Here is a 19,326-nt window from a genome sequence, read left to right on the forward strand (position 1 = left end):
CATGAAAATCCTTTCCCTCGACCTCGGAACGACAACCGGCTGGGCTTCGACCTTTGGCGCGAAATCCATTGATAGCGGAACAAAGAACTTTGCCGCCGGCCGTTTCGAGGGCGGGGGGATGCGATACCTCAAATTTCGAAGATGGTTGCAGGAAATTCTCTATATGCACGGTCGCATGGATGCCGTGTATTTCGAGGAAGTCCGACGCCATACCGGCACAAGTGCGGCGCACGTCTATGGCGGGCTCATGGCCCATCTTACGGCGTGGTGCGAGGAGCAGAGCATTGCCTATCAAGGCGTACCGGTCGGAACCATCAAGAAGCACGCGACAGGCAAAGGCAACGCGAACAAAGACGCGATGATCGATGCCGCGAAACGTCGCGGTCACTCCCCGAAAGACGACAACGAAGCAGACGCCATCGCCCTTCTGTATTGGGCGAAGGAACAGAACGGAGTTTTGTTATGAACCATTACACCCCAGACGAACGGCAGGCCTATGCCGAGGCATTCGCAGCAGGCCGCAAACATCGCGAAAACTGCAAGAAGGCAAAGGCGGCGCGGGCACGCAAAGACAAACGTGCCATGGGCAAATACCGCAGCCGTTGCGCAAATTCGCTTCTGGACGAGTTGGCCGCGACAAATGCGGTTGGCTATGTCGGCAAGGCCGATACTGATTACGTCAATGCCGGGCGGGGTCAGTGATGGCGAACTGGTTTAAAGACGAAATAGAAGAACTCCGTAAGGTTCACGCAGATGCAGTTGCCCAGGGGCTTGTTGGACAGCCCTTGGCCGATCACATCGGACCGAAAATCGGGCGGTCCCCCCAAAGTGTTAAATGGGCGCTGAAAACGTACCTTAACTTCGGGCTTGGAAGAGCAAAGAGAATTAGCACCAAACCCGGAAAGTCCAAGCGCCTGACGCGAAAGCAACGTGAAAGCCTTGTGGAAATGGCGCACGGTCTTTTGGATGATGGTATTGACCGCAACGAAATTCTTGAACGGATTGGCAAGCGTTTCAATTTGAGCCGCGCCGGGGCGGCCACATCTCTTTCGCGAAACGGGGTCAAGTTTCCAGAGGAGCATTATCACACCAAGAAAGTCCGAAAAAAAGCGAAAGAGGCACAAGAACACATCGAGCTTGTGTCATCAATGAGCGCCAACATAGATACCGGGAAACACCCGTATTATATCGCGGCGCGCATTCTTGACGAAATGCCGGGAAAGACCGCAGAAGTGCGGGACGGCGTGTGCTTCCTGAACGGCTTTCCGTATCCGGCGATGAAGTTTCTGGCCGAGGCCGGGGTGGAGTTGCCGCAGTGACGCAGTTTCCATCCCTCAAATATGGCGTGATTTATGCCGACCCGCCGTGGAAGTTCAACAACTGGTCCGCTGCGGGATCCTATCGAAACGCGAGCGCGCACTACCAATGCACATCGATTGAAGAGCTTAAGCGCATCCCCGTCGAGTTTGCGGCAGAAGATGACTCGGTCTGCTTCATGTGGGCGACATTCCTGATGCTGCCAGAAGCAATCGATCTGATGGCGGCTTGGGGTTTCAAATACAAATCTGGCGGCGCATGGCACAAGAAGACCAAGCACGGAAAGACCCATTTCGGGACCGGGTACGTTTTTCGCAGTGCTGCCGAGCTTTTCCTTGTCGGGACACGCGGCAAACCATCTATCAACAACCGATCCACTCGCAACCTTATCGAAGCACAAGTACGCGAACACAGTCGCAAGCCTGATTGCACCTATGACCTGATCGAGAACCTTTTTGATGGCCCGTATCTGGAGCTTTTCGCGCGCCAGACACGACCGGGCTGGGACGCATGGGGTAATGAGGTCGGAAAGTTCGACGTGGAGGCGGCGGAATGACCGAATTTAACGCCGCCAAATCCCGTTCAAAACGCCCTTGCCCGCTATGGGTAGATGCGTTCCAGCGTGACACACAACACCTGCAGGCCGACGAGGTGGGGGCGTATATCTGCCTTCTTATGGCGATGTGGACCCGTGAAAGCTGCGACCTGCCAGATGACGACATGCGCCTGGCACGCATTGCGCGGGTATCGACACGGCTCTGGAAGTCGCGAATTGGACCTGCCGTAACCGCGTTTTTCACCATCGAAAACGACGTGATTTTCAGCAACAGGTTACGAGAAGAAGCGGGTTACGTTGAACGACAGGTTAAGCAACAGTCTGACCGAAAAAAAGGTAAAAAATCAGATAAGCCATTGAATAATAACGATCAGTATCAATCCACGGATACAACCACGGACCAATCCGGGGAATATCCTTCCCAACAACCCAACAACCCAACTAAAGAGAGAGATAATAGTAAACTATCATCTCTCTCTGACGCGCAGGCGCGCGACGAGAATGTTGATTGGATCAATTCGGATGGTCGGAAGTGGATGGAGGCCTATGCCACATCAGAGGCCCAGGTCGATATCCTGATTCATGACTGGCTGAAAGCCTACCCCCCGAAGCAGGTCCGAGACGCGATAGCGACGGCTCAGGTCAGGGCCGCGTCAAAGCCGTTGTCCTACATCAACTCGGTTCTGGGCAACGGACCAAGATCGAACCTGCAGCAATTCCCCAATGATCGGGCCAGAGGTAAGGCCGAAGAAGAGCAACGCCGCAGCGACGACTATCTGGCCGAGCTCGATGCGTTGCGCAACCAAGAACCGGAGGGCCAAGGCAATGTCGGTTAATCCCGCAATCGTGACCATCGTCAAACGGATCAACAACGGCTGGCCGCAATACCCGCTTGAGCCGGAAACCATGCGCGAGTTTGAGTTCGCGCTCAATGGTCTGGACCCGGTAACGCTTGACCGCGTCGTCACGGATTTGATCAGCAACGTCCCGAACCGCCGCGACGTGACAGTGAACCGGATCAAGCTTGAATATTCCAAGCTGCGACCAGCGGCCAAGATGGACAACGCCAAACCGAAGCATTTCTACGACCAGGCCCGCGAACTTGCAAATCGTGAACGCGGCCGTGTGATTGCGAACTGCAAGCCGCTGTTTGAGCAGATCAAGACCCGATCAGGGCAGATGATGCTTCGGGAATATCTCCAAGCCGCGGCATGGGTGATGGCGCAAGGTGTGCTTTCGACCCAGCTATCCGATCCGCCGCGCATGGCGTTTGATCGCATCGCAACCGGCTACATGGTCTGGACCGATGCGGAAAACGATCTCCACGAAGCACGGGCACTGTATCGCCGAGGTCAGCGCCTTGGCCGCATCGAGATCGAAGTTCCGGCCCGCGCCATGGATCACTTCAAACGTCAGACAGACGAAGGGTTCGGCGCAAAGCCGGATGTGAAACGTGTGCCTGTCGATAACTTCGAGAAGGAACAGCAGTTTCATGAACAAGGAGCAATCGCATGACCACAAACCACACCGAAAACGGCAGGAATAACCCCATGAGGCAGGACACGACGGAACATGACGTCAAGCTGATCGAAGATGTGGCCCGTGCGATTTGGGATTGCAGCGAAAACGAGATCACATTTAATGAGGCCAAAGATTTCAGGGATGGCTTCGGGGATTCGGCTTACCGCTTCACTATCGAACAGGCGCAAGCGGCGATGGATGTTATGCAAAAAAACCAATCCGCCGAGATCGAACGGCTGCGGGCGGCGCTGAACGATGGGCTCGATTTATGTGTCCGCGCCCGTCGCATGTCGGAGCAGGAGTCAGAGAATCCGGACCTGCCAATGTGGTTTGAGCAGGCTTACCAGAATGATCTGGCCGCATGGGAAGCAAGGGCCAAGCAAGCCCTGAAAGGAGGGCAGTCGTGAACAGATCTGAACGCAAAGAATACCTGTGTGCCATCGAGAATATCCGCGAATTTCTTGACGCCGAACGTTTTAATGGCCGCTGCGGGTACACAGAAATCCTCGTCACTCTGATGCAGGCACGCAAGCCGGATGGGAAGATAGTAGCCGTCACATCGTCCGACCTGTCTTTGGTGCTGGCCGCCGTCGAAAATATCGACGGGGAATGGCGTGATGGTCCGCTTGTTCGCCGTGCTGATGATCGCGCAAAGATTTCGGAATTGTCAGGTGACAACATCAGGCTGCGGGCGGCGCTGGAAGAAATTGACCGTGCAAGTGAGCCGGGGTCCGGGTTGATGGCTTGGGTGCACGACCGCACTCAGCAAGCCCTGAAAGGCGGTGCGTGATGCAAAGGCAAATTGGCGTCGTTTTTCTGCACAGCGAACAAGCCGAGTTAACGCAAGGTCAGGTCGCAGAAAAACTCAGGTGGTCGCTTGTCATTGCGATGTGGTGGCGCACCTTGGTCATCCGCAGAGATCTTGGCGCAAAGGAACTGTTCTTCGTGCGGAACAACAAGCCAAAAATGTCATCTGGCTTCTGGTCGTTCTCTGTTTTCGGCGTCCGGTTCATTTGGAGGAAGTGATGGACAGCAAACACCTAACCGGCTTCGCGCCCTACACACCGGTCACCGTGTCGTCGAAAACCAAACCTGACTTCATGCGCCTTGGCGACTCCCCGGATGTCCTTGCCGCAAAATCAGCAGAGCATAGGGCGTCGCTTGTTGAGCGCGTCACATTCCCGTACCAAGCACCTGATCGGGATGGTGGATCTGTTGGTAGCCCCATCGAAGGCTCAATCCTCGAAATGGAGGAATCTGTCGGGATCTACTGGCATCTTCCCGTTGCTCACGAGGTGCCGGCAAAGGTCGGCAAACGCAAAGACGGCTTCAACCCCTACGGCAGCGGGCCGGAGCCGATTGGGCGGAGGGAATAGCGATTGCGGCGCGTATTTTGCCCGGTGGCGGCTGTTTAAAGAGAATTTGGCTATAACGGGGTATTTTCCATTCAAACGCGCCACACGGGCAGAAAAACACGCATAGCGTCGATGTTGAACACGAGCAGAACAGCAACAGAGCGGAACAAGCCAGATGTCAGCAATTGACCCGGATACCAGAACACGGATCGAACACGTTGTCAGCGGCGGCAACATGTTCAATCTCGAACGAGATCACTATACTGGAAAGGTGTTGCGCCGGTTCCGCGTTGTCGAGATCGATCTTGACCAGAGCAGAGAAACCGAGCAGATCAAGTCGAAGGTCCGAACCCAGGTCAAGACAGAGCAGGGCAAGAAGACCGGCGTCGAGGTGGTTGAGGAAGCCGTCTGTGCCAGACGCAAACAGGATGACCGGCTGTTCGATAGCCTTGAACGGCACCCGAAGCCATTGGTCAGGGCCTTGGAGATGATCGAGTTCGGTTTCACGCTGGCGACAGCTGACGTGCAGAACACCATTGCCCGATACGGTGATAAGCTGACCGAAGCAGCAGGCGAACCGCCCAGCCAGGAATGGTTCATGGATGTGGAGCGGAACTATCTGCAGTGGGCCGATGAAGTCATCGCAAACCACGGCGGGAACGATGCCTATCTCAGAGCGATCGATATCATCGTGTTCGGATTATCCTGCCGGCAGACCGATGCGAAGTGGCGCAAGACCGATACAAAACTGCACACGTCGAATGGCTCTTCAAAGAAGCACTTGGTCAACATGCTTGAGGTCTACTGCGACATGATGCACGATAACCGGCAGCCGGGATGGGATGGGAAGTGATGGCCGAGCATAGCAAAGAGTTCGATGATAACTGTGACCGGTTTCTTGAATTGGCGGGTAACGGTTGGACTGGCGGGAAAGAACGGTTGGTGAAGGTGATTGATGAGATGAGCGAGAAAGCAATCGAGAAAGAAATAAACCTTCTGGCAGGCGTACCAAACATGAGCCCGTCCACGTCTGAGAAGCTCAACAAGGAGCTTGAGCGACGTTACCGGGCAAATGCTCAGGAAGGCAAGGATGTTGGTGCTTTGGTCTACGGCAGCCCAGCATCCGAAGCATGGGATAAAGATCACTGGAATGAGAGCATCTCAGTTAGAGCAGGTGTCTCTGATGACGGCCAGCGTATTTTGGTGGAGACGGATATGATGGGCACGGTTGCCTATCACATGGTCAACCTTCAGGAAGAAGCCGTCAGGCAGGCGCTGATCGCCGCAGGGTGGACGCCACCAGAGGAAGAAGGGTGATGCAAGACGGGTGGCAATCAATAGAGACAGCGCCACGGGACGGAAGTCAGGTGGATTTGCGCGGCAGGGTTGGAAGATTTAATCGTGAAATGAAGGGCATGCGATGGGATATCCGGTGCGGGTATTGGCTGAGTCGTCTTGGCCGAGAGACAAGAGCATGGCTCCCTGATCTTAAGGGGCGAGAGGTCCCGACTGAATGGCGTCCACACATCCACTGAGATCAGATCAATTGACAATCTGGATCAGTTGTGAGACAAACCAGATAAGTTTTGATCAATGCGCCTTGGAAAACCGGGCGCTTTTTGATTCCTGTGTCGCGGTGGAGCAGTTCGGTAGCTCGCTTGGCTCATAACCAAGAGGTCGGCGGTTCAAATCCGTCCCGCGCAACCAGATGACATGGCCGGGGCCTCTTCCGAAAGGTACGTCCCGGTCCTCATTCACCCGCCTGGAGCAATCCGGGCGGGTTTTGTTTTGACCAAATTGCAGATTATGCAAATTGCTCGTCCCATAGTGCCACTGTGGGGAGTGAAGTCCGCCCTTATGCGGACGCAATAGCCCGGCACATCGTCGGGCCAGACGGCGGTTACGTGAGAGCGTGCCGCCGTTTTTCGTTTCAGACAGAAAGGAAGTCAGATGCTGGTTATCAAAGCAATGATGCGTAGTGGTCGCGTCAAGACCACTACCACGAAGACGATTGAGTTTGTTCCTGAGCACAACGAATTGATCTTGAGCGATAATGGTTGCTCTTGTCAGTCCTGTAGCGACAGGTCGATCATGCTGTCGAACGAGGATATCTATCTTCCCGTGGCGCAGGGCGATGCTGCGCAGGCACCAATGAACCCGAATGTTGCCGGCTTGATCTACGTGATGAACGAGCAAGGGCAGACGGTGGATAAGATCTACCCGACGCATTCAGCAACGAATGTTCGGTCGGTACCGCATGCTCTGATCAGCTGCAAATACACCGAGTTCGATGTCGAAAGCTATTCCGGTTTCTCGGTTGAGCGCGACCTCAAAGGCAAGACAGGAGACATCAAGCTGTTTAGTTCGGCAGATCCGATGAGGGATTATGCTGACGCCCGCCTTTATGCCAGCGCTTGCGAAATCGTCAGCGAAGCGAGCAGCGTTCATAACTTCTTTTCGGATATGGCAAAGGCAGTTGCCGACCAATCCTGATCGTCACGCTCGCGATCAGTAGGGGCCGCCTGACCTGCGGTCCCGAAGCGCCTTGAAGTTCCCCATCCGTTCCGCTATCTGAAAGCAGGGACAGGGCCAAGAGGCCCGACATGGAAGAACTCGACAACACCGCGATAGGGACCATCTGGAACCATCGTGTCTACGCCGCGATAGGCTGTGAATGTGCCTGCGGTCGCAAACGCCGCGTAATGCTTTGGCAGGACATCTGCAAGCGACACCGTGGCGGTGAAACCCTGAAACAAATACGAGAAAGGCTCCGCTGCTCAAGCTGCGGTGAACGGCCCGTTGTGGCTGTGCTGCTGCGCTATGAGGATTTGGCAGGGTGGAAGTGATGGAAACACATTGGAAGCACTGCAAGGTTAGCGATGGCCGGCGCGAGTGGAACTTTGAGGGAGAGGCAATTGAGATTGCCGTGACCGATGGGGTTCTATCTGTTTACGACAATGGCCGGGTCGACACATTGCTGGCCTCGTTCAACAAAGAAGGATGGCAGTGGGTGCGTGTTGGTCAGAAAGCATCGGATTGCAACTGATGGCAGATCTCGCAGACATCGCGGCAACATATGCAGGGATCTCGCTGCTGGTGCTGCTATGCCTCGCGCTCGGTGGTGTCTGCATGTGGCGCGCATTGAACAAGCTGGACAAAATGAACCTTTCTGACCCTTGGCAGTAGTGGGCGATCTGATGTGGCGAAGCAGCAATACACAAAGATCGAGAAGCCGGATGACTTCGAGCCGGAATCCCATTTCCCTGATGATTGGCCGGATAACAAACGCCGAAGCAAACCACGTTGCCCGGCATGGTCGCGGCAGCAAGGCGAACAGTGCAAGCAGATCGCTGGATCAGGCACCAAACGACTAGGCGAGGTCGGGGCGTGTTGCGACAAGCACGGCGGGGCCAGCAACGGCCCGCCCAAGGGCAGCAAGAACGCGGTTAAGCCGGACAAGCCGCATAGCATGTATGTCAGGATTGAAGATCTGCCGCTGCTTGAGCAGTTCAAGGGCATGACGGCAAAGGATCGGGCGGACCTGATTTCAAATATCATGCTGATGCGCGCGGCAAAGACGCTGCAAAGCGAGGCGGCGCTTGACGACGAAAAGGCCAAGGCCGAGCAGGTTATCTATGACGGCCGATTGATCGAATTGACCAAGGCGGCCGACCGATCGCTGCGCACCGTGGCAACGTTTATGCAACTCGAAAAGGCCAACCCGAACGGATCAGATGAAAATGACGACGGGTCTGACGAAAGCCGAGTTGAAACGGCGTTTGGGCTGCTTGAACAGCTCGCAGAAGATGGAGATGGCGAAGAAGATTGCTAATCGTCTGTGGATGCCGCATTCGGTGCCGCAGTTGATGGCGATGATGACGCCAGCCTCGCAGATCGGATATGGCGGGGCGGCCGGCGGCGGCAAAACCGATACAATGCTTGGCATTTCGGTGCTTGAGCATCACAGATCGCTGATCCTGCGCCGGGAAGCAACACAGCTTAACGGTCTGGTGGAGCGGTCAACAGAGATCATCGGAAACGATAAATGGTTTAACGGGTCCAAAAACATCTGGAAGCTGCCAAACGGCAAGCGCATCCGGTTCGGTGGCCTGCCCAAGGCCGATGACTGGATGAAATACCAGGGGCAGCCGAACGACCTTCTGGCATTTGACGAGGCCGCGAACTTTCTGGAAATGCAGGTTAGGAAGCTGATGGCCTGGAACAGGTCAGCTTCAGGCCATCATTGCCGGTTGTTCCTTGGCTTCAACCCGCCGACCACGGCAGAAGGTCAATGGATTGTCGATTTTTTTGCGCCGTGGCTTGATGACGGGCATCGCAACCCGGCTGAACCCGGTGAATTGCGGTTCTTTGCCATGATTGACGGCAAGGAACAGGAGTTTGAAACAGACGAGCCGCTTGAGGTCAAACGCGGCGATAGCATCCGAATTATCCGGCCCAAATCGCGCACCTTTATCCCGGCCCGTGTAGAGGACAACAAGTTTCTGATGGATACAGGTTACGCAGATACGCTGGAGGCCTTGCCCGAACCGTTGCGATCCATGATGCGCGACGGTGAATTTGGTGCAGGCCTTGACGATGATGTCTGGCAGGTGATCCCGACCGAATGGATCAAACAGGCGCAGGCCCGCTGGACTGAGCAGAAACCGAGTGACACGCCGATGACGACACTTGGCGTTGATCCATCGCGCGGCGGGCGGGATGAAACCGTGATGTCGCCAAAGTATGGCCCACGGTATTTCGGGACGCAGATCGTTATTCCCGGAACTGGCGCGCCGGATGGTCAGACCGTTGCAGGGCTTTGTATTGCGAATGCACAGAAACGCACGCGGATCGGTGTTGATGTCATCGGGATTGGCGCCAGCGTTTATGACCACCTCAAAGACCTGATCGGTGATCGTGTCGAGGAACTAAACGGCGCATCGACACGGCGAAGCGATGGCAAGACAGACAGTTCCGGTCGGCTGGAGTTCAAGAATGACCGTGCCTATGACCACTGGATGTTGCGCGAGGCGCTTGACCCGAAATCAGGTATGGAACTTGCCATTCCGCCAGACCGGGCGTTGGCAGCAGACCTTGCCGCGCCACGCTGGAAACTGAGCGGCGGCAAGATACAGATCGAAGAAAAGGCCGACATCAAGAAGCGTATCGGACGCAGCCCGGATCGCGGCGATGCACTGATTGATGCGCATGCAACGACACCTGTTTCCGTCACGCCGGCCAGCCAGTCCGACCGCGCAGAAATGAGTTATGAACCGGAGTATTAATCATGTCGATCAGTGGTAGTGGCGGCTGGGGTGCCAGTGAAGCGCTTGGTGGGCCGCGTGGTGACAAGGGGAGTGATCGCGCCGGGCAAGGTCCGGCCCGCAACAACGTCAACCTGAGCGGCGGCAGTCGTCGGAACAACAATGCGCCGCAGGGGGATCGTGGCGGGTCAGGGGCGCCGTCGCGGGACACCGCAGCAATGCGCACGGCCCGGTATGAGCTTGCGCGGCGCGAAAAGGCCGCGCTTAAGGCCTATGACAGCAGCGGCATGAACATGGCCGTTGATGCGTTCAATGATGATGAAGAGGGCATCAATTCCATCGGTGAAGCGCGGGATCGTTTCGGGTCGTGGGTGCAAGACCGGTTCGGTGTGAATAATCCTGGCGGGTTTGCAAAGTCGGATGTGGCCACGGGGCTGGCCACGGTTGGTGGGTTTGCTCTTGGCGGTCCGGTCGGTGCCGGTGTGGCGAACTTTGCCCACAGCACCTATGCCGACCGCAAGCCGAACATGATTGGCAATGCAGCGCGGGCGCTGGGTATCGGTGCGCCGGGGGTGGCTGGTATGGTTGGGTCCGCCGTCAGTTTGTTTGACGATAATGTTTTGGATCTGGATGAAGTGGCTTCGACAACGGCGACCAGCACGAATACTGCAGGATCTCTTTTCTCACCGGGAGGCAACAGAGCCACACTTGGCAACCAGTTCCCCGGAGGGCGACAGGGCGGAGATAACCCTATCCTTCCCGCCAACACCGCGCTGGCATCGGCCCGCACCGGAACTGCGCAACCGGCAAAGCCCAAACCGAACCCGAATACGATCCGTCGCACGTTCAGCCCGCTCAATATCAGCTATGCCCGTCTACGCGGCATTGAAGAACTGCTGTAGAAAACGCCGAGATGATTGGAATGGACGCGCCAGAGTTGAAAAGGTAATATTAGGGATCAATGGAGGGATATCAGATGATCCGTAATATTGCTGTTGCTGCTGTTTTGGTGGTTCTGTCCGCGTGTCAGACGACACAAGCGCCGGCCAACAAGGATTATTCCGCAACCGTTGCCGACGCGGCCAAAAGGGTCTGCATGCCCTATGTCGGAGATGCAGCGGCGCTGCGCAAAGCGGCAATGGAATATACCGGCGACAGTGGCAAGGAGTTTGATTCTGTCGACGCGACCGGCCCGATCAAGGTATGGCATTATCAGATCGTGGAAGATGGCCGCAACGTTTCGTTTATTGCGATTGGTGGGCCGGGAAGCTGTGGCGTTACATTCGTGAACAACGTTGCAGATATTGACGCAGTACAGATTAACCTTGGCGCTGAGGTTTACGGCGGTTTTCGCCCGTCAGCGCTGGATAATCAAACCGGGTATGGGCGGATTAAAGGGCACGACTTCGTTGTGCTGTTCTCGTCCTTCGATTTCGACAAAGGCAAGGTTTCGCGCGGAGTGAGCTTTATCACGCATGCCGCCTACCAGACCGTTGAAGTGCCCAACGGTGCACCTGAAAAGCTGGAGTGGGGCGGGTGAGTGCTGTTCTGGTTGGTTTAAGCGCCTTGCTAGTGTGCTGGCTATGCTTTCCGATCATCCACAGACAAACGAATGCTTTTGCAAAGGCAGGGCTGTTTGTTTTGATGATGTTGGCCTGCGGAGCAGTTTCGTTTGTGATGATTATATTACTCAAGACGACGGGGTGGTGGTGATCAAATGACCAAAGAAACCTGGTGGCTCATTATCGGCTTTGTCGTGTTCTTCGCGCTGACAGCGATCTTCGGAGGTGGAGGAAAGGAGGTTGATGACATCAACTGCTTCGGCTCTGGATACACCAAATACTGCGACTAAGGCGGCTCACGGGCCGCCTTTTTCTTTGACCTGACCACAGACACACCAACCACACTGACACAAGGCCGCTCCAACCGGGGCGGCCTTTTTCTTTGGGAAAACGCAATGGCCGATTCACTGGCAAATGACATTATCGTTCGCCGCGATGCGCTGAATTCCGACCGTGTCGGGTTCCGGTCGATCTGGCGGCGCGTGGCGGAGGTCTGCGATCCTCTGTCGTCGTTCAACGATACGTCGCCGTCATCGAAATGGGATGTTGAACGACTGGCGAAGATCGGAAACTCGCGCCCGGTGATTGCGTTGGAACGGTCGGCATCTGCGGCGTTGTCGTTGCTGGTGCCAAGTGGTGATATGTGGCACGACCTGAAACCGATCGATGACGATCTGATCGATAACAAGGCCGTTCAGCAATATACCAGCGCCTATCGCAAGCGTCTGTTTTCCTATCGCTATGACAGCAAGGCCGGTTTTCAGGCCGCCATCGGCCCGGCATATCGGGAAATGATGGCCTATGGCGTGCCATGCATCCATGTCGAGGAACAGTTCGGATCAGATGCGCCGTTCCTGTATCGATATATCCCGCTGGAGCAGATCGTGTTTACGGTCAATGCGGCCGGGATCGAGGACACGGTTTATCGCAAGTTCCCGATGACCGCGAAGCAGATGGCGCAGAAGTTTGGCGAGAGCAATCTGGCCGAGCCGGTCAAACGTGTACTGGAAGATCCGAAGCAGCGCGGTGAAAAGCATTTCGATGTCATTCACGCGGTGTATCCAAGCACCAACGACCGCACCGATTTTGAATTTGATGATGTCTATGTCGATGTCGACAACAAGAAGGTCATGCGCGAGGGCGGGCAATATGAGATGCCCTATCTGTTCTCAAGCTTTGGCCGGGTAGATCCGCGTTTGCCGTATGGCTACAGCCCTGGCATGCGCGCCCTGCCGGACATGAAGGCGGCGCACCACGCCAAGAAGCTTTTGATGCGGGCCGCTGAAAAGAACATCGATCCGCCATACGCCACTCATCAGGACTTTGAAGGCGTTCTGAACATCAATGCCGGCGCCAAGAACCGGGGCGCGATCAATGCCCGCGGTCAGCAGCTTGTGCAACCCCTTGCCATGGGTGGCAATCCCAGCCTTGGCAATGAAATGTTCGAGATGTTCACCAACGAGGTCAATGCCAGCCTGTATCTTGACCTGTTTGCCGTGTTCCTGAACAAGCCCGACACCACTGCGACAGAGGCACTTATTCGCGCACAGGAACGCGCCGACCTGCTTTCCCCACCGTTCGAGCAACAGGAAGCGATGCTTGGCCGTCTTGTAGCGCGTGAGGTCAGTATCCTTAACCGCAAGGTCGAGAATGGCGAACTGAACCTTCCGGCCATGCCAGATGTGTTGCGTGACAATGGCGGGATCGATCTTGAATTCACCAGCCCGTTGTCGCAGTTGCGCAAATCCCGTCAGGCCAGCAACAACATGCAGGCCATCAATGCCGTGGGCCAGATCGCGCAGTTTGATCCGGGTGTGCTTGATATCGTTGATTTCGATGAAGCGGCCTATGAAGTCGGCCAGTCGTTCGGCGCGGCACCGTCTGTCTGGCGGGACCGTGAAGCGGTTCAGGCCATCCGCCAAGCCAAGGCGCAACAGGCCCAAGCAATGCAGGCGCAGGAACAACAGGCCATGCAGGTCGAACAGGCCGCGAAGATGGCCCCGGTGATTGAAACCATGACCGGTGGAGGTCAGCAATAATGAAACCCCTGTTCTGGTTCTGGCCGCACAAGAAACGGCCAAATGATGCTGTGTTGCTGGTCGATCAATACCGTCAGGTGTTTTCGACAGAGAACGGCAAGGCGGTTTTGGAAGACATCCTTCTGCAAGCCGGTTGGGCCGATATCACCCCGCACGGCGGGCCGATAGAGCGCAACGAAGGAAAGCGCGAGATCGCCCATCACATCCTCAATCTGCTTCGCTTTTCTGAATCAGACATGGCGAAGCTGCGGTTAGAGGCCGCGAACGAGCAAGCCAAGTACAACGCAACACTATTAATGGATCAGAAAAATGACCGATCAAACGACTGATCCGGGTCAGGGCACGGAAACGCCCGCACCGGATACGACGACCGAAAATACCGACGCAAACAACACCCCCGCTTCTGATGACCAGAACGGGGGTGTTTCTTTGGAACTGCCGGAAGGCGATGCACCGGCCACTGATGGCGGTGAAGGTGGCGACACCGAAGCCCCGACCATTCCAGAGGGCTATTTCAAGGTGCCGGGCGAAGACGCGACCGACGAAGACCGCGCCGCGTACCGTGCCGCGATTGGCGTGCCGGAAACGGCGGAAGGGTACCTTGAAGGGCTGGACCTGCCCGAAGGCTACGCCCCGCCTGCTTATCTCGCCGAAGCAGCCCTTGCCGCCGATATCCCGGTTTCTGGCCTGCAATCCATCCTGAAAGCCGATGCCGAGAATACCGCCAGCTACATGGCGGAACTCGAAGCCGCAGCGGCCAAGGAACAGAAAGACACCGCCGCGGCCCTCAAGAAAGAGTGGGGCAAGGACGCGGCCCAGAACATCACCATTGCCAACCGTGTGGTGCAGAAATACGCGCCCGAAGGTTTTGGCGAATTCATGCAAAAGACCGGCCTCCACCAGGACGCCCGGTTCATCAAGTTTGCCCATGCACTCGCGGGTGCCGTGGGCGAAAGCGCCTTTGTCGATGGTGACGGAGGCAAGGGTGGGGATAAAGCCCCGGCAACCCTGCAAGAAGCGCTCTATTCGAAGGATTGAGCAACTTTCTCACTTAAAATCACGTAAGGAGTAAAGAGATGGCTACCATTGGCAGCGATCTTCCGACCCTGCTTGACCTGATGAAAACGCGTGATCCGAAGGGGCGCACCCTCAAGATCATCGAACAGAAGGCCAAGTGGAATGACATCCTCATGGATGCAATCTATGTGGAATGCAACAACGGAACCAAGCACATCACGTCGATGAGCACTGGTATCCCGGAGCCTGCATTCCGCAAATACAACAAAGGCGTTCAGCCGTCGCACGGCGGGCAGGTGCAGGTCGAAGACACGACTGCCATGATGGAAGATTATGGCGAAGTCGACGCGGCCCTTGCCCGCAAGCACGCTGATGAAGGTGCCTATCGCACCCAGCAGGCAAAGCGTAAGCTGCTTGGCTTTAACCAGAAGACCTCGCGGTACTGCTTCTATGGCAACACGGCCACTGAACCGGAAGGTTTCCTTGGTCTCGCCCCACGTTTTGATGATCTGTCTGCGCCATCAGGCGCAAACGTTGTCGATGCACAGGGCACTGGAAGCGAAAACACTTCGATCTGGTTTGTGACCTGGGGCGAGGAAACTTGCCATCTGATCTATCCGGAAAACTCGGTCGTTGGTTTCCAGAACAAAGACCTTGGCGAACAGACCAAGGAATTTAGCGACGGTTCCATGATGCAGGTTTTGCGTGACCACTTCCGTCAGGATATCGGGCTTTCTGTTCCGGATTGGCGTGGTGTTTCGCGCGTTGCCAATATTGACGTTGGCGACTTGACCAAAGACGCCCAGTCTGGCGCCGATCTCATCGATTACATGATCGACGCATACTACCGCCTCCAGAACCCGGAACAGGCATCTGGCAAGGTTGCGATCTATTGCAACCGCACCATTCAAACCTTCCTGCACAAGCAGGCCATGAATGGCAAGAACGTCAATCTGACCATTGAGAACTTCGAAGGCAAACCGGTCACCAAGTTCCTTGGCTATCCGATTCGCCGCGATGACTCGCTCATCAATGCCGAAGGCCGTGTAACCTGATCATCCGGTGACCGGTAATCACTTCACAGAATGGAGATAACCATGCTTTTCGATGCAGAAAATCTGTTTTCGGATGCGCAGGCCGTCACCGCTACCGCCGCCTCGACCAATGCGATTGATCTTGGCTCGGCTGGTGACGATTACGGCCCTGGCAATCCTGTTCCGCTGCTTATCCAAGTGGTGGAAGACTTCACCGCTGACGGTTCTGCAACGCTTACCATTGCGCTGCAACTTGACAGCACGGAAACCTTCACCCCGGACAAGTCGATCCCGATTGCGTCGGCGGTGCCGGTCGCAGACCTCGTAGCTGGTAAGCGGTTCCACTGGAACTACCTGCCGGAAGGTGTCGACCTGCAATATGCGCGTCTGCATTACACAGTCGCAACCGGCCCGATGACGGCAGGCAAGATCACGGCTGGTCTTGTTGCCGCAATTCAAACCAACAGCTAAGAGGAACTGTCATGGCACAGATCACTGTTAAAGCGACTGGCTTGGGCTTTGTTGGTTCCCTGCGTAAACCGGGCGACACATTCACCATCGATGAGGAAGCTTTCGCTAAGTCGTGGATGGAAAAGGTCAAACCCGACACCAAACCCGCCAACAAGGCCGCTGATAAACCACCGGCCAAACCGGCAGCAAAACCCGACACCAAACCCGCCAACAAGGCCGCTGATAAACCACCGGCCAAACCGGCAGCAAAACCCGACACCAAACCCGCCCAATAAGGCGGGTTTTCTTTTTCCTCATAAAACTCAGGGCTGCCCGTTCGGGTGGCCCTTTTCTTTTGACCCTTTGATGAAGGTGCGCCATGCCGAGCGAAACTGAAATCGCCAATATCGCCATGCAACTGATCGGGGAACAGCCGATCACGTCGCTTGACGAGGACAGCGACCGGGCGCGCCTTGCCAAAGCTTATTTCCGGGGCGCAGTTGACCGTGCCCTTGCCGCCCATTCATGGACATGGGCGAAGAAACGCACCCTGTTGGCCGAGGCCACCGAAACACCGGCATTCGGGTATTCATATCAATACCTGCTGCCGGCCGATTGTTTGCGCATCTGGTCGCTTGCCAAAGAAGGTGTTGATCTTGGCGTGTCGCAGAAGTGGGAGCGTGAGGGCGATTACCTTCTGACCAATGTTTCAGCACCCTTGCAGGCCGTATTTTCATGCCGCCGCACCAGCTATGCCCGCCTTGACCAGTATCTTGCCGATGTGATGGGGGCATCGCTTGCCCTTGCCGTGGCGCAATCAACCGAAGGATCGAATACCGGGGTCGAGCGCATGCAAGTGACCTATGACCGGTTCCTTGCCATTGCCAAGACCAACGATCAGCTTTGGCAGAACCAGAGCAGCGAGCCCGACAAGTCCGGTTTCGAGCGCGAGATGGGGCTCTGACATGGCAGTTCGGCTTCTTTCCCAGTTCGGGTTTGACGGCGGCGAGGTCAGCCCGAAATTTGCCGGGAACTCCGACCTTGAGCGGTATCAGCGCAGCCTTGCGCTGTGCGAGAACATCATCGTTCTGCCGCAAGGTATTCTGACGCGCCGCCCCGGCACGCGGTTCATTTCCGAGGTCAAGGACAGCAGCAAGCGGGTGCGCCTTGTCCCGTTCGAATATAGCGCCGATGATACCTATATGCTTGAGTTCGGAGATAGCTATGTCCGGTTTTTCCGCGCCGACAGCGAAGGCAATATCGGACACATTCTTGACGGCAGCGATGACATCTATGAAGTCACGACGCCCTATGACGACACCGAGATTTTCGGGTTTGATTATCAGCAGGTCGAAGACGTTCTTTATCTGACGCATCCGGCAATCGGGATTGCGACGCTGACCCGCACCGACCATGCCGATTGGACGTTTGACGACAGCCCGACGATCACCGGCAAGCCGACGGAATGGACCGGTACAAACTGGCCTGCCTATATCACCGAGCATCAGCAGCGCCTTGTGCTGGCCGCGACCCCGGCAAAACAACGCAAGATGTGGGTCAGCATGACGCCGAATACGAGCGGGCCAAGGTTGCTGAACTTCACCACCGGCACAGATGACGAAGACGCGCTTGTCTTCAACATTTCAGCGAAGGGTGCCATTGCGTGGCTGGCATCTGGCCGGGCGCTTTATCTTGGCACCAGTGACGAAGCCAGAACCGTATCGGGTGCAGGCGGGTTTTACGAGCCGATCACCCCGACATCAATTCTGAACCGTGACCACGCCAATGACCGTTCGGCCGCGATCAAGCCGGTGCGCAAGAACAATTCGTTCTTTTTCCTGTCGAAGTCGCAGAAGCGCGTTCATGAATTTAACTATTCATTTGAAGATGATGCGTTTAACGCGCCGGACATCACGGCTTGGGCCGAGCATATCGCAGGGCCGGGCAAGAACGGGAAAATCATCAAGCTTGCCATTGCGCGTGACCCGGTCCCGATCATTTGGGGCGTGCGCGGCGGTGACGGCCAGCTTGTTGCGATGACCTACAAGGAAAACAGCGTGTATGCCTGGACCCGCCACAAGATCGGCGGATCCTATGGCGGTAATGACTGGGGCAAGGTCGAGGATATCGGCGCCGTCTTCATGGATGGGCGCGATGTTCTTTGGCTTCAAGTGGTGCGCACCGTCAACGAGGAAACGGTGCGGTATCTCGAGATCCTTGAGGACTTCCACGATCCAGAAAATGACACCGATATCGGATCAGCACGGTATCTGGATTGTGCGCTTTCATATTCCGAGGAAACAGCGCTTTCGACGTTTGGCGGTATTGCGCATTTGATGGGCGAAAGCGTTGAGCTCTTGGCAGATGGTGCGGCCCTTCCGGCTGTGACGGTTACGGATGATGGTGAAGGCGACGGCGAGATCGAATTGCCGGACGGATTGACCGCGAATGAACTTCTTGCCGGGTTAAATGCGCCGTTCTACGGCCAGACATTGCCAATTGATCCGGGTTCGGCACAGGGCAGCGGACGGGCCAAGAAAAAGCGGGTGACAGAGGCAAGTCTTGACCTTCTCAACACATCCGTTTTGCAGATCGGCAAGAACCGGGAAACGTTGCGCGATGCAAGTTTCATGACCACCCAGACCCTTGTCGGCGATCTGGTGCCGATGTTTACCGGGATTGAGAAGCTTACCATCAATGACGTGTTCAACGAGGACGGAACATTCGGTTTTGGCGGTGACGGGCCGTTGCCGTGCAACATCCGCGCCTTTGTCCAGCGCATTGCTACAGGTGATTAATGTTTGAAAGCATCTTTTCGTCACTGGCCAAGGCGGCGCCACTTCTTGGGGCCGGGGCCAAGCTTTATGCGGCCAATGAAACACGGCGTAGCCTCAAACGGCAGGATCAGTTGCGGCGCGAACAGACCGATCGCGACGTGGCGCAGCGCCGCAGACAGAACCAGCGACTTCTGGCAAGCCAGCGGGCCCGCTATAGCGCAGCAGGCGTGACCCTTGAAGGCACACCGGACCTTGTTCTGGATGAAACCGACAGCATGGCCGCGCAGGATATTTCAGATCTTTATTACTTCGGTCAGCAAAGCAGTGACGCAGCGCGTCGTTCTGGCCGGGCCGCGATGATCGGCGGGACGCTTGATGCCGGTGGCAGCCTTCTTGGCGGCTATGACAATTGGAAAACTCTTTTCGGGTGGTAA

The 19,326-nt window shown here is 56.1% G+C and carries 30 protein-coding genes and 1 tRNA gene; all 31 read left to right on the forward strand.

The genetic code is table 11. From position 1 onward, the window contains the following. The first annotated feature begins 1 nt into the window (after nucleotide 1). The 31 genes from ACXAIA_RS14630 (at nucleotide 2) to ACXAIA_RS14780 (ending at nucleotide 19,326) form a co-directional block, all read left to right on the forward strand. The gene (locus tag ACXAIA_RS14630; RefSeq protein ID WP_475349969.1) at nucleotides 2-466 is read left to right on the forward strand and encodes a crossover junction endodeoxyribonuclease RuvC; all 465 of its coding nucleotides are present in this window, start codon (nucleotides 2-4) and stop codon (nucleotides 464-466) included. After that, nucleotides 463-702, forward strand: coding sequence for a hypothetical protein (locus tag ACXAIA_RS14635; RefSeq protein WP_475349970.1), 240 nt, complete (start codon nucleotides 463-465; stop codon nucleotides 700-702). The genes ACXAIA_RS14630 and ACXAIA_RS14635 overlap by 4 nt, the downstream gene beginning before the upstream one ends. Further along, entirely contained in the window at nucleotides 702-1,319 is a 618-nt protein-coding gene (locus tag ACXAIA_RS14640; protein ID WP_475349971.1) for a hypothetical protein, read from the forward strand. The genes ACXAIA_RS14635 and ACXAIA_RS14640 overlap by 1 nt, the downstream gene beginning before the upstream one ends. Next, nucleotides 1,316-1,873, forward strand: coding sequence for an MT-A70 family methyltransferase (locus ACXAIA_RS14645; protein ID WP_475349972.1), 558 nt, complete (start codon nucleotides 1,316-1,318; stop codon nucleotides 1,871-1,873). The genes ACXAIA_RS14640 and ACXAIA_RS14645 overlap by 4 nt, the downstream gene beginning before the upstream one ends. Further along, nucleotides 1,870-2,709 carry a DUF1376 domain-containing protein gene (locus ACXAIA_RS14650; protein ID WP_475349973.1) on the forward strand — a complete coding sequence of 280 codons (840 nt, stop codon included), beginning with the start codon at nucleotides 1,870-1,872 and terminating at the stop codon, nucleotides 2,707-2,709. The genes ACXAIA_RS14645 and ACXAIA_RS14650 overlap by 4 nt, the downstream gene beginning before the upstream one ends. Beyond that, on the forward strand, nucleotides 2,699-3,388 hold the full coding sequence (locus ACXAIA_RS14655) for a hypothetical protein (protein ID WP_475349974.1): 690 nt from the start codon (nucleotides 2,699-2,701) through the stop codon (nucleotides 3,386-3,388). The genes ACXAIA_RS14650 and ACXAIA_RS14655 overlap by 11 nt, the downstream gene beginning before the upstream one ends. Next, nucleotides 3,385-3,801, forward strand: coding sequence for a hypothetical protein (locus ACXAIA_RS14660; RefSeq protein ID WP_475349975.1), 417 nt, complete (start codon nucleotides 3,385-3,387; stop codon nucleotides 3,799-3,801). The genes ACXAIA_RS14655 and ACXAIA_RS14660 overlap by 4 nt, the downstream gene beginning before the upstream one ends. Continuing rightward, nucleotides 3,798-4,184: a hypothetical protein gene (locus ACXAIA_RS14665; protein WP_475349976.1), complete on the forward strand. Its 387-nt coding sequence runs from the start codon at nucleotides 3,798-3,800 to the stop codon at nucleotides 4,182-4,184. The genes ACXAIA_RS14660 and ACXAIA_RS14665 overlap by 4 nt, the downstream gene beginning before the upstream one ends. Further along, entirely contained in the window at nucleotides 4,184-4,420 is a 237-nt protein-coding gene (locus ACXAIA_RS14670) for a hypothetical protein (RefSeq protein ID WP_475349977.1), read from the forward strand. The genes ACXAIA_RS14665 and ACXAIA_RS14670 overlap by 1 nt, the downstream gene beginning before the upstream one ends. Continuing rightward, on the forward strand, nucleotides 4,420-4,770 hold the full coding sequence (locus ACXAIA_RS14675) for a hypothetical protein (protein WP_475349978.1): 351 nt from the start codon (nucleotides 4,420-4,422) through the stop codon (nucleotides 4,768-4,770). Before ACXAIA_RS14670 ends, ACXAIA_RS14675 begins: the two co-directional genes overlap by 1 nt. A 154-nt stretch (nucleotides 4,771-4,924) precedes the next feature. Next, on the forward strand, nucleotides 4,925-5,602 hold the full coding sequence (locus ACXAIA_RS14680) for a hypothetical protein (RefSeq protein WP_475349979.1): 678 nt from the start codon (nucleotides 4,925-4,927) through the stop codon (nucleotides 5,600-5,602). Next, entirely contained in the window at nucleotides 5,602-6,066 is a 465-nt protein-coding gene (locus tag ACXAIA_RS14685; RefSeq protein WP_475349980.1) for a hypothetical protein, read from the forward strand. The genes ACXAIA_RS14680 and ACXAIA_RS14685 overlap by 1 nt, the downstream gene beginning before the upstream one ends. Nucleotides 6,067-6,378: 312 nt before the next feature. Beyond that, a tRNA-Met gene (locus ACXAIA_RS14690) sits at nucleotides 6,379-6,456 on the forward strand. Nucleotides 6,457-6,699: 243 nt separating this feature from the next. Beyond that, nucleotides 6,700-7,242 carry a hypothetical protein gene (locus tag ACXAIA_RS14695; protein WP_475349981.1) on the forward strand — a complete coding sequence of 181 codons (543 nt, stop codon included), beginning with the start codon at nucleotides 6,700-6,702 and terminating at the stop codon, nucleotides 7,240-7,242. 110 nt (nucleotides 7,243-7,352) lie between these two features. Next, entirely contained in the window at nucleotides 7,353-7,595 is a 243-nt protein-coding gene (locus ACXAIA_RS14700) for a hypothetical protein (RefSeq protein WP_475349982.1), read from the forward strand. Next, the gene (locus ACXAIA_RS14705) at nucleotides 7,595-7,795 is read left to right on the forward strand and encodes a hypothetical protein (RefSeq protein WP_475349983.1); all 201 of its coding nucleotides are present in this window, start codon (nucleotides 7,595-7,597) and stop codon (nucleotides 7,793-7,795) included. Before ACXAIA_RS14700 ends, ACXAIA_RS14705 begins: the two co-directional genes overlap by 1 nt. After that, nucleotides 7,795-7,935, forward strand: coding sequence for a hypothetical protein (locus ACXAIA_RS14710; RefSeq protein ID WP_475349984.1), 141 nt, complete (start codon nucleotides 7,795-7,797; stop codon nucleotides 7,933-7,935). The genes ACXAIA_RS14705 and ACXAIA_RS14710 overlap by 1 nt, the downstream gene beginning before the upstream one ends. A gap of 13 nt (nucleotides 7,936-7,948) precedes the next feature. Beyond that, nucleotides 7,949-8,581 (forward strand): hypothetical protein, encoded by a 633-nt coding sequence (locus ACXAIA_RS14715; protein ID WP_475349985.1) that lies wholly within the window; start codon nucleotides 7,949-7,951, stop codon nucleotides 8,579-8,581. Further along, nucleotides 8,562-10,034: a terminase large subunit domain-containing protein gene (locus ACXAIA_RS14720; protein ID WP_475349986.1), complete on the forward strand. Its 1,473-nt coding sequence runs from the start codon at nucleotides 8,562-8,564 to the stop codon at nucleotides 10,032-10,034. The genes ACXAIA_RS14715 and ACXAIA_RS14720 overlap by 20 nt, the downstream gene beginning before the upstream one ends. A 2-nt stretch (nucleotides 10,035-10,036) precedes the next feature. Beyond that, on the forward strand, nucleotides 10,037-10,915 hold the full coding sequence (locus ACXAIA_RS14725; RefSeq protein WP_475349987.1) for a hypothetical protein: 879 nt from the start codon (nucleotides 10,037-10,039) through the stop codon (nucleotides 10,913-10,915). 74 nt (nucleotides 10,916-10,989) lie between these two features. Then, entirely contained in the window at nucleotides 10,990-11,553 is a 564-nt protein-coding gene (locus ACXAIA_RS14730) for a hypothetical protein (protein WP_475349988.1), read from the forward strand. Nucleotides 11,554-11,730: 177 nt separating this feature from the next. Continuing rightward, on the forward strand, nucleotides 11,731-11,865 hold the full coding sequence (locus ACXAIA_RS14735) for a hypothetical protein (RefSeq protein ID WP_475349989.1): 135 nt from the start codon (nucleotides 11,731-11,733) through the stop codon (nucleotides 11,863-11,865). Nucleotides 11,866-11,970: 105 nt separating this feature from the next. Next, complete coding sequence (locus tag ACXAIA_RS14740; protein WP_475349990.1) at nucleotides 11,971-13,614, forward strand: portal protein; 1,644 nt, start codon at nucleotides 11,971-11,973, stop codon at nucleotides 13,612-13,614. After that, nucleotides 13,614-13,943, forward strand: a complete 330-nt coding sequence (locus ACXAIA_RS14745; protein ID WP_475349991.1) for a Bbp19 family protein — start codon at nucleotides 13,614-13,616, stop codon at nucleotides 13,941-13,943. Before ACXAIA_RS14740 ends, ACXAIA_RS14745 begins: the two co-directional genes overlap by 1 nt. Beyond that, nucleotides 13,924-14,652 (forward strand): hypothetical protein, encoded by a 729-nt coding sequence (locus ACXAIA_RS14750; protein ID WP_475349992.1) that lies wholly within the window; start codon nucleotides 13,924-13,926, stop codon nucleotides 14,650-14,652. Before ACXAIA_RS14745 ends, ACXAIA_RS14750 begins: the two co-directional genes overlap by 20 nt. Before the next feature lie 38 nt (nucleotides 14,653-14,690). After that, complete coding sequence (locus ACXAIA_RS14755; RefSeq protein ID WP_475349993.1) at nucleotides 14,691-15,686, forward strand: major capsid protein; 996 nt, start codon at nucleotides 14,691-14,693, stop codon at nucleotides 15,684-15,686. A 42-nt stretch (nucleotides 15,687-15,728) separates the two neighbouring features. Then, on the forward strand, nucleotides 15,729-16,136 hold the full coding sequence (locus ACXAIA_RS14760; RefSeq protein WP_475349994.1) for a Bbp16 family capsid cement protein: 408 nt from the start codon (nucleotides 15,729-15,731) through the stop codon (nucleotides 16,134-16,136). 11 nt (nucleotides 16,137-16,147) lie between these two features. Then, complete coding sequence (locus ACXAIA_RS14765; protein ID WP_475349995.1) at nucleotides 16,148-16,411, forward strand: hypothetical protein; 264 nt, start codon at nucleotides 16,148-16,150, stop codon at nucleotides 16,409-16,411. A gap of 83 nt (nucleotides 16,412-16,494) precedes the next feature. Further along, complete coding sequence (locus ACXAIA_RS14770; RefSeq protein ID WP_475349996.1) at nucleotides 16,495-17,079, forward strand: phage connector family protein; 585 nt, start codon at nucleotides 16,495-16,497, stop codon at nucleotides 17,077-17,079. Nucleotide 17,080: 1 nt separating this feature from the next. After that, complete coding sequence (locus ACXAIA_RS14775; RefSeq protein WP_475349997.1) at nucleotides 17,081-18,913, forward strand: phage tail protein; 1,833 nt, start codon at nucleotides 17,081-17,083, stop codon at nucleotides 18,911-18,913. Then, nucleotides 18,913-19,326, forward strand: coding sequence for a hypothetical protein (locus tag ACXAIA_RS14780; protein WP_475349998.1), 414 nt, complete (start codon nucleotides 18,913-18,915; stop codon nucleotides 19,324-19,326). Before ACXAIA_RS14775 ends, ACXAIA_RS14780 begins: the two co-directional genes overlap by 1 nt.

It is taken from the genome of Thalassospira sp. ABL2_045 (assembly GCF_056161285.1).